The sequence below is a fragment of the Pseudomonas defluvii genome (assembly GCF_001695625.1).
Lineage (GTDB): Bacteria > Pseudomonadota > Gammaproteobacteria > Pseudomonadales > Pseudomonadaceae > Aquipseudomonas > Aquipseudomonas defluvii.
This window is the reverse complement of the sequence record NZ_MBPN01000219.1, coordinates 1-3,150: the sequence shown is the minus strand read 5'-3', so window position 1 is coordinate 3,150 and position 3,150 is coordinate 1. Positions and strand designations below refer to the sequence as shown.

General features: G+C 56.9%; 3 protein-coding genes. 1 reads left to right on the top strand and 2 read right to left on the bottom strand.

Features of this window, described 5'->3' with window-relative positions:
• Positions 1 to 234: 234 nt before the first annotated feature.
• Positions 235 to 975 carry a precorrin-6A synthase (deacetylating) gene (cobF, locus tag EKA13_RS26550; RefSeq protein WP_065761980.1) on the bottom strand — a complete coding sequence of 247 codons (741 nt, stop codon included), beginning with the start codon at positions 973 to 975 and terminating at the stop codon, positions 235 to 237.
• Between the two features lie 62 nt (positions 976 to 1,037).
• Entirely contained in the window at positions 1,038 to 2,327 is a 1,290-nt protein-coding gene (locus EKA13_RS26545) for an OprD family porin (protein ID WP_065761979.1), read from the bottom strand.
• A gap of 353 nt (positions 2,328 to 2,680) precedes the next feature.
• Here EKA13_RS26545 and EKA13_RS26540 point away from each other — a divergent pair, with 353 nt between their 5' ends.
• Positions 2,681 to 3,040 carry a histone-like nucleoid-structuring protein, MvaT/MvaU family gene (locus EKA13_RS26540; protein ID WP_065761981.1) on the top strand — a complete coding sequence of 120 codons (360 nt, stop codon included), beginning with the start codon at positions 2,681 to 2,683 and terminating at the stop codon, positions 3,038 to 3,040.
• Positions 3,041 to 3,150: the final 110 nt, after the last annotated feature.

The following is a 3,150-nucleotide window of genomic DNA, read 5'->3' as shown; positions in this document are numbered from 1 at the left end:
ACAGCACCTGAAGGTCGTGCTGAAGGTCATCGATCGTCAGGCTGAAGTGCGCGTGATTGGCGGCTGAGAACATCCCTTGTCCCTATCGCGACGGTGATGGGCGAGGCGCTCGTGCAAGCATGAGCACCCCACATACGAAGGGATTTGACGCTAGCAGGGGTGTTTTAAGAAGGATGTAGGATCCGTCTGAACTCTGCGCCAGACGCGTCGCTAAACAGAATTGCGTGGCCTGTTTTAGTACAGCCGTCGCAGCAAATAGGTGTCCATGATCCAGCCTTTGCTGGCCCTGGCCTGCTCGCGCCGGGAAAGGATCTGTGCCTTGACCTCCAGCAACGGCCCCTGGATCAGGATTTCATCATCCGTTCCCAGATAAGCGCCCCAATAGATGTGCAACTGCGGATCGTCCAGCGTGGCAAAGACCGAGTGGGCGTCGAGCATCACCACCACGTTTTCAATTGGCGACACATCAGCCAAACGCCGACCGGGCAGTATCTGCAAGGGCTCGCCAATGCGGTTCAAGGGGATGCAATGACGCGCGGCCAGCGCCTGGACACTGCTGATACCGGGAATGACCTCAATGGAAAAGTGCCGCGCTTCGATCAGATCGAGAATGCGCAATGTACTGTCATACAGCCCAGGGTCGCCCCATAGCAGGAAAGCGCCGCATTCCCCCTGCTGCAGTTCATCTGCCAGCAGTCGCGCATACAAACACGCGCGCAGGCGGTGCCAGCCCTGTACGGCCTCGACATAATCCGGTGCCCCGGCGTCACGCAGCGGGTCATCAACCACAACCACCCGGTAAGGCCGATGCACATGCTGCTCAAGCAGTTCCATGCGCGAACGCAGCAAGTCATCCTTGCCCGCCCCCTTGTCCAGCAGGAAAAAGACGTCGGCGCGGTTCAGTGCATCAATGGCTTCCAGCGTGATCTGTCGGGGATTGCCCGGGCCGATGCCGATCAGCAGCAGGTGTTTCATCACTGTCGCTCCCAGGAATACACGGCCATTGTCGAACGGCCGCGTATTCCTGGCAAAGCCGTTTACAGCAACGAGAAGTTGTAGCTGACAATCACCCGGGTTTCATCCATGTCGCGGGCAAATTTTTCGTAGTTGCTGCGGTAGGTAGCGTTACGCAGGCGCACACTGACATCCTTGAACGTACCGCTCTGTACCTGGTACTTGAACTCGGTGTCGCGCTCCCATTCCTTGCCTTCGGCCTGGCTACCCGGCACCTTGATACTGTCGCCGTTGATGTAGCGGGTGAAGAAGGTCAGCCCCGGAACACCCAGTGCCTTGAAGTCATAGTCGTAGCGCAGTTGCCAGGAACGCTCCTGTGCGGCGGCAAAGTCGTTGACCTGAGAATAGTTGACCAGGTACGGATTACTGCCATCGAGGTACGGCATGGCGTTTTCGCCATACATGCGCTGCCAGCCAGCACTGAACTTGTGCCCACCGAGGCCGTAGCCCAGCATGCCGCTGAACGCACGGTGGTCGATACTGCCAGCCTTGGCTGCCCCGATGTCGTCACTCTTGATAAGCCGCAGGTCTGCCGACAGGCTGCCCACGCTCAGGGGCTGGCTGGCGAGCACGCCCAGGAAGTGCTGACGGTAGATGTCGTCCAGGGTCGCAACCTGGTACTGACCCGTGAGCCGCTCATTGAAACGGTACTCGACCCCAGCCATGTCAAAGTGATCAGCCTTGGTATCGCAGGCGTAGCGCTTGTTCTTGCAATGTACGCGAATCTCTTGTGCATCGGTCGAATCCCGTGCGGTGTAGCGATCCAGACGCGCCGCCATGAACTTGAGGTCCTTGACCTCCTCGGAGGTCAACTGGGTGCCGTGGAACATGGTTGGCAACAAACGGCCATCGTTGTATTTGAGCAACGGCACATCGGGCATCATCGCACCGTACTTGAGCACGGTGTTCGAGTAGCGCACTTTCCCCGCTACGCCCAACTTTGCATACTGGTCCGCAGAATGCCGGGGGTTGTGGCCACTGGAAGGCAACAGTCCACTGTTACTGTCGCCGGGGCTGGAGTCGAGCTTGAAACCGAACATGCCCAGTGCATCAACGCCAAACCCGACAGGCCCTTCGGTATAACCGGATTGCACATTCAGGATAAAGCCCTGAGCCCACTCTTCACGTTTTGAACCCCCCTGTTGCGAGCTGGTGTGACCATCGCGAAAGTCGCGATTGAAATAGACATTACGTGCCTCGACTTTGGCACTGGTGTCGTCAAGAAAACCGGCGGCCTGGGCCGAAAAACCGGCAAACAGGGCCACTAGGCCCGCCAGATGGCGCCCTTGGACAAATGGAGAGGGGGGGAACATGAGTTACGACAATCCGAATAAAGGCAAAGAACCAACCGGCGCCCTTCCTGGCACCGGCCACATGCACCGACATACCACCTGCGGCGACCTTAAATTATCGCCAGACCGCTCTAGAACGGGCCATTGGACCTTGGTCTAGACACCTCGGCCGCTCGACTAATCCTCAAATAGCGGAAAGCGCTGTAGTTCAATAGTTCTGCACACCGTCATTATAAAAGCCTAACCGCGGCGCGTTATTTATTGACTACACTGATTATTACTATGACGCCATGCCCCTGCGACCGCTGTGCTTTTCAATACGCTAATGATGGCCGTGCATACAACGCCATTGCAGATAAAGAGGAGTAATGATTGTGTCCCGACTTGCTGAGTTTCGTGCTGCCGAAAGAGCGCTCCAGGAACAGCTTGCTCAACTGGAGGCCTTGAAAAAGGATGCCGGCCTAAAACGTGAAATAGAGTTCGAGCAGAAACTTGTCGGCCTGATGAACAGCTATGGCAAGAGCCTGCGCGATGTGATCGAAATACTTGATCCCAAAGCAGCCGAAAAGACATCGCCCGCCACCGTCCGCCACCGTCGTCCACGCGTGGTAAAAGTCTACGAAAACCCTCACACCGGCGAGTTGATCGAAACCAAAGGGGGCAATCACCGTGGCCTGAAAGCCTGGAAACAACAGTACGGTGCGCAGACGGTCGAGAGCTGGGTACGCCACTGAAAACGCCCTTTTCTTCACATATTTTTCACATCATCTCTTCCAGGATGAAAGCTGCTAAAGGACTAGCGCCCCATTTGCCCGCTCCGGCGGGCTACTTATTTGATTGCGCC